This window comes from Micromonospora inaquosa, from assembly GCF_003857055.1.
Taxonomy (GTDB): Bacteria; Actinomycetota; Actinomycetes; order Mycobacteriales; family Micromonosporaceae; genus Micromonospora; species Micromonospora inaquosa.
The window spans coordinates 1-5838 of sequence record NZ_QGSZ01000062.1 but is presented as its reverse complement, the minus strand read 5'-3'; the positions used below and the strand labels follow the sequence as shown (position 1 = coordinate 5838).

The window sequence follows — 5838 nt, the reverse complement described above, 5'->3', positions numbered from 1 at the left end:
CCCCGGCCCGACCCCGGCCTTCCGACCCGACCCCGGCCTTCCGACCCGACCCTGGTCAACGACCCGACCTGGTCAAAGGGGCGGCCCGGGTCAGCGGGGCGGCAGGGTCAGGGTCACCGCGACCGGCAGATGGTCGCTGGCCGTGCTGCGCGGCGCGACCGGATCAGCGGGGATCAGACCGGGCGAGACGAAGATGTGGTCGATCTGCTGGCGCGGGTCGTCCGCCGGGCTGGTCGCCAACGGTCGGGCGGCCGCCAACGCGTCGACCAGGCCAGCCTTGGCGAACTCCGCGAACGCCTCGTCGCCCGGCTCGGTGTTCAGGTCGCCCGCCACCACCAACGGCCGACCGGCCGCGTACCGGATGGCGAAGTCGGCGACCGCGCGGGCCTGGCCCACCGGGTCCCTGCCGGGCGGCGGCTGCAGATGGGTGCTCACCACGGCGGTATGGACACCGTCGCCGAGGTCCAGGGTGACGGCGAGGGCCTGTGCTCCGGTGGGCGCACCGACGGCGGCCAGCGGTCGGCTCCGCGGATCGCGTACCGGCCAACGGCTGAGCACCGCGTCACCCCAGACCGGGTCGGCGGCCGGCCCGAAGACGTACGGCATACCGAGCCGGTCGGACAGCAGGTCCAGGGTGTCGTGCCCGCCGTTGAGCAGCCACGCCCGGTCCACCTCACTGAGCAGCACCACGTCGGGTCGTTGCCGGTCGACGACCTCGGCGAGGCCGGTCAGGTCGAACCGGCCGTCCAGCCCGAAACCCATCCGGATGTTGTACGCCACCACTGTCAACCGCTGCGGCGGGCCGTCCCGGTTGCTGGCCACCGGCACCTCGTCGGCGAGCACGGGCGCCAGCAGGGCCAGCGCGGTGACCGCGGCGGTGGCCCGTAGCGGCGCAACCGGCCCGGGAAGTCGGTCGCCGGCGGGGCGGGCGGTGAGCGCCACGGCGGCGACCAGCGCGGCCACCACCACGGGCACCGCCGCGTTGGGGTAGCCCAGATCGTAGGCCGAGTAGTAGCCGACCGCTCCCAGCGCCAAGACGAGCATGCCGGCCGCGACCGCGTACCCCCGCCGGGAGGCGCTGGCGTTCGCGGCGTCGGTGCCGGGGTCGCTGGTGTCGTCGGTCAGGGCGAGGCACGCGCCGAGACCGACCGCGGCGAGGAGGATGGCCGGGAGGAGCAGGTCACCGCTGTCGAGGGCGAACAGCACCGCGCCGGCGAGCAACGCCACCGGGCCGTACGCGCGGCCCCACCCGCCCGGCTGCCGGGTCAACGCGGCGCCCAGGAACCCGGCGACCGCCACCGGCACGGGTGCCAGGCCGAACAGCGGCGAACGAGCCACACCATCCCCGGCCAGGTACGACATCCCGGTCCGGGCCAGTGCCGGGGAGAGCGCCACCATCCCGGCCAGCAGCAGCGCCGGCCCGGCCAACAGCCAGGCCCGGCCACCACCGGGGCCGCCAAGGGCGTCAGCGGGGCCGTCAGGGCCGTCAGCGGTGCCAGCGCGGGTGGCGGGCTGGCCGGGTTGCGCCGTGCTGAGCAGGAACACCGCCACCGCGACGGCGCTGAGCAGCCAGGCCAGCCAGCCGCCCCGCCAGACCAGGTCGACGGTGTCCAGCACCGCGTGCAGGGCCGCGTTGACCGCGAACCCCAACGCCAGCCCCGGGACCGGTCGGTCGGTGTCGGCGGCGACGCCGACCAGCCAGACCAGCCCGGCGAGCAACCCGGCGGTGGCCAACCAGAGCTGCGTACGCCCGCCGGGAGCGGCGGTGAGCGTGAGCCGGGCGACGGCGAGCGCGACAGCGGCGACGACAGTGACCGGGCGGGCTCCGACCCGGCGGACCACGGCGGGCGCGCCCAGGGCGAGCACGAACCAGCCGAGGGCGAACGCCCCCATCAGCTCGGCGGGGGTGGACGCCGCCTGACCGAAGATGGTGATGATGCCGGGCAGCCAGACCCGCAGCACGTCGATGAGGAGGAGCACGCCCAGCGCGAGCGTCCCGGTGGTGAGTTGGCGGTAGCGCACCGGCGCCCCACTTCCCGTCGACGGGCCGGCGGAGGGGGGCCGGCACGGCGATTCTGCGCGAGCGAGCCAACCGGGTCAACGGTCCCCGATACGCCGAAGAACGGTCCCGGTACGCCGAAAGGGCGCCCACCCACGGGTGGACGCCCTTTGCGGAGCGGGTAGGTCAGCGCTTGCTGGCCGCCTTCTTCGCCGGAGCCTTCTTGGCCGGAGCCTTCTTGGCCGCCGTGCTCTTGCTCGCCGCCGCGGTGGTCTTCTTCGCCGCGGTCGACCGGGTCGCCGCGGTGGTCTTCTTCGCCGCGGTGGTCTTCTTGCTGGCGGCCGTCTTGGTCGCCGTGGTGCTCTTGCTCGCCTTGGCCGGGGCGGTCTTCTTGCTGGCGGCCGCCTTGGTCGCCGTGGCGGTCTTGGTTGCCTTGGCCGGGGCGGTCTTCTTGCTGGCCGCCTTCGCCGCGGTCGCCTTGGTGCCGGCAGCCTTCGCGCCGGTCGCCTTGGTGCCCGCCGCCTTGGTGCCCGCCGCCTTGGCCGTGGTGGTGCCGGCGGTCTTCTTCGCCGCCACCGTGGCCTTCGGCACCTTGCCGCTGGCCACCATCTCCTTGAACCCGGCGCCGGGGCGGAAGGTCGGGACTGACGTCTTCTTGACCTTCACCGCCTCGCCGGTACGCGGGTTGCGCGCTGTTCGTGCGCCACGCACACGCTTTTCGAATGCTCCGAATCCGGTGATCGCCACCTTCTCGCCCTTGGTGACCGCCGCCTGGACCTCGGTGAGGACCGCGTCGAGCGCGGCCGTCGCCATCTTCCGGTCCCCCAGGCGAACGGCGAGCGCCTCGATGAGCTCGGCCTTGTTCACGACTTCCTCCCGATTGTGCAACTGACTCGTCGCGAGCCATTCTGCGCGCACGGTATGCCCTGTGCTGCCGGGACACAAACATTCGGTAGAAAAAAGCCCTTGTGTCGTAACGGATTCACCCCCACCGGTTGGACCGATGGGGGTGAAATCCGCTGTGCGAGCGGCCTAACGGCTATGCCACGGAGGGCAGGAACGGCAGTCGGCGGGCCTCGTAGGAGTCGATGTCGGCGGCGTGCCGGAGGGTGAGTCCAATGTCGTCGAGGCCTTCCAGGAGACGCCAACGGCTGAAGTCGTCCAGCGGGAACGACCAGCTCGCGTCCCCCGCCCGGAGCTGGCGGGCGGTCAGGTCGACGGTCACCGGGGTGGTCGAATCCCCCTCGACCAGGTCCCACAACTCTTCGACGGCTTTCAATTCCAACTCGACCGGCAACAGACCTTCCTTGAGGGCGTTGCCGCGGAAGATGTCACCGAAGCGAGGGGCCACCACCGCGCGGAAGCCCCAGTCCCGTAGCGCCCAGACGGCGTGCTCCCGGGAGGAGCCGGTGCCGAACTCCGGACCGGCGATCAGGATCGACGCCCCGGAATAGTTTTCATCGTTGAGCACGAATGCCGGATCTTCCCGCCAGGCACTGAACAGCCCGTCGGCGAATCCCGTCCGGGTCACCCGCTTGAGGTACACGGCGGGGATGATCTGATCGGTGTCCACGTTGGACCGGCGCAGCGGCACGGCGGTGCCGGTGTGGGTGGTGAACTTGTCCATCTCGTCGGTCCCTTCTACAGGTCGGCGGGGGCGGCCAGCCGGCCGACCACGGCGGTGGCGGCGGCCACCGGCGGGGAGACCAGGTGGGTACGCCCGCCCCGGCCCTGACGGCCCTCGAAGTTGCGGTTCGAGGTGGAGGCGGAGCGCTCGCCCGGCTTCAGCGTGTCGGGGTTCATCCCGAGACACATGGAGCAGCCGGCGAACCGCCACTCGGCCCCGGCGTCGGCGAAGACCTTGTCCAGCCCCTCGGCCTCGGCGGCCTCGCGCACGGCTGCGGAGCCCGGCACCACGAGCATCCGGACACCGTCGGCGACCCGGTGGCCACGCAGCACGTCGGCAGCGGCCCGCAGGTCCTCCAGGCGGCCGTTGGTGCAGGACCCCACGAAGACCACGTCGATGGGCAGCTCCCGCAGCGGGGTGCCGGGGCGCAGGTCCATGTACTCCAGGGCCCGGCGGGCCGCGGTGCGCTCCGAGTCGGTGGTGAACTCCTCAGGGTCCGGTACCGGGGCGCTCAACGGGGCACCCTGCCCGGGGTTGGTGCCCCAGGTGACGAACGGGGTGACCCGGCTGGCGTCCAGGGTCACCTCGGCGTCGAAGCGCGCGCCCTCGTCGGTGGGCAGCGTCCGCCACCACGCCACCGCCGCGTCCCAGTCCGCGCCCTGCGGCGCGTTCGGTCGACCCTTGAGGTACGCGAAGGTGGTCTCGTCCGGCGCGATCATGCCGGCCTTGGCGCCCCACTCGATGGACATGTTGGCGATGGTCATCCGCCCCTCCATGGAGAGGGCGCGGATCGCCTCGCCGCGGTACTCCACGATGTGCCCTCGACCCCCACCCGTGCCGACCTGCGTGATCAGCGCGAGCACCAGGTCCTTGGCGGTCACGCCGGGCGCGAGGCGGCCGGTGACGTTCACGGCCATCGTCTTCGGCCGGCTCTGCGGCAGCGTCTGGGTGGCCAACACGTGCTCCACCTCGCTGGTGCCGATGCCGAAGGCGAGCGCACCGAAGGCGCCGTGGGTGGCGGTGTGTGAGTCGCCACAGACGATCGTCAGGCCCGGCTGGGTGAGACCGAGCTGCGGGCCGATCACGTGCACGATGCCCTGATTGTCGTCGCCCAGCGCGTGCAGCCGCACCCCGAACTCGGCGCAGTTGCGGCGCAACGTCTCGATCTGCGTACGCGACGTCGGGTCCGCGATGGTGAGCAGGTCACCACGGCGGAGGCGGAACGCCGGGTCGGCGTACCCGGTCGGGGTGTTGTGGTCCTCGGTCGCGAGGGTCAGGTCGGTACGACGCACCCGGCGCCCGGCGAGCCGCAGCCCGTCGAACGCCTGCGGGCTGGTCACCTCGTGCAGCAGGTGCAGGTCGATGAAGAGCAGGTCCGGCTCACCAGCGGCAGACCGTACGACGTGCGCGTCCCAGACCTTCTCGGCCAGGGTCCTCGGCTCAGGAGTGACTCCCACCATCTGGACATCCTAAATTCTGGGAGGTAAGTTTCGGCTTGTGGGACACAGTATGAGCGGTGTCGGCGTTCTCGACAAGGCGGTGGTCATCCTGGCCGCCTGCGTGGACGGCGCCAGCCTGGCCGAACTCGTTGAACGCACCAAGCTGCCCCGGGCCACCGCACATCGGCTGGCCCAGGCCCTGGAGATCCACCGGATGCTGGTGCGCGACACCCAGGGCAGATGGCGACCCGGGCCCCGCCTGGGTGAGCTGGCCAACGCCGCACCGGACGTTCTGCTGACCGCCGCCGAGCCGTTGCTGGCCGCGCTGCGCGACGCCACCGGTGAGAGCGCGCAGCTCTACCTGCGCCGCGCCGACGAGCGGATCTGCGTGGCGGCGGCCGAGCGGGCCAGCGGCCTACGGGACACCGTTCCGGTCGGCTCGGTGCTGCCGATGACAGCCGGCTCAGCAGCCCAGATCCTGCTCGCCTGGGAGCCTCCGGAGGCGGTGATGCCGCTGCTGCCGCGCAGCAAGTTCACCGGCCGCACCCTCGCCGAGGTACGCCGTCGCGGTTGGGCGCAGAGCGTCGCCGAACGGGAGGCCGGTGTGGCGAGTGTCTCCGCCCCGATCCGCGACCGCACCGGTCGGGTGATCGCCTCGGTGAGCATCTCCGGCCCGATCGAGCGCCTGGGCCGCCGCCCCGGCGAACGCCACGCCATGGCCGTAGTAAGAGCCGGCCAACGCCTATCCGGCCTCTAACCCCCTACCCCTACCC

5 protein-coding genes are annotated in these 5838 nt (G+C 72.4%); 1 reads left to right on the top strand and 4 read right to left on the bottom strand.

Annotated elements, in window-relative coordinates; genetic code table 11:
• Positions 1-90 precede the first annotated feature (90 nt).
• The 4 genes from DLJ59_RS00830 to leuC form a co-directional block, all read right to left on the bottom strand.
• Positions 91-2022: an endonuclease/exonuclease/phosphatase family protein gene (locus DLJ59_RS00830; RefSeq protein WP_124770611.1), complete on the bottom strand. Its 1932-nt coding sequence runs from the start codon at positions 2020-2022 to the stop codon at positions 91-93.
• A 163-nt stretch (positions 2023-2185) separates the two neighbouring features.
• A complete protein-coding gene (locus DLJ59_RS00825) occupies positions 2186-2866 on the bottom strand; it encodes an HU family DNA-binding protein (protein WP_208648512.1) in 681 nt (226 codons plus the stop codon).
• Between the two features lie 172 nt (positions 2867-3038).
• Complete coding sequence (gene leuD / locus DLJ59_RS00820) at positions 3039-3626, bottom strand: 3-isopropylmalate dehydratase small subunit (RefSeq protein WP_124770609.1); 588 nt, start codon at positions 3624-3626, stop codon at positions 3039-3041.
• A 14-nt stretch (positions 3627-3640) separates the two neighbouring features.
• The gene (leuC, locus tag DLJ59_RS00815; protein ID WP_124770608.1) at positions 3641-5086 is read right to left on the bottom strand and encodes a 3-isopropylmalate dehydratase large subunit; all 1446 of its coding nucleotides are present in this window, start codon (positions 5084-5086) and stop codon (positions 3641-3643) included.
• Positions 5087-5135: 49 nt separating this feature from the next.
• Here leuC and DLJ59_RS00810 point away from each other — a divergent pair, with 49 nt between their 5' ends.
• Positions 5136-5822, top strand: a complete 687-nt coding sequence (locus tag DLJ59_RS00810) for an IclR family transcriptional regulator (protein WP_007456408.1) — start codon at positions 5136-5138, stop codon at positions 5820-5822.
• Positions 5823-5838: the final 16 nt, after the last annotated feature.

Bases quoted from the DNA above. Each gene is read 5' to 3' on its own strand.
- leuD (WP_124770609.1), bottom strand. From the start codon at position 3,626: ATGGACAAGTTCACCACCCACACCGGCACCGCCGTGCCGCTGCGCCGG.
- leuC (WP_124770608.1), bottom strand. From the start codon at position 5,086: ATGGTGGGAGTCACTCCTGAGCCGAGGACCCTGGCCGAGAAGGTCTGG.
- DLJ59_RS00810 (WP_007456408.1), top strand. From the start codon at position 5,136: ATGAGCGGTGTCGGCGTTCTCGACAAGGCGGTGGTCATCCTGGCCGCC.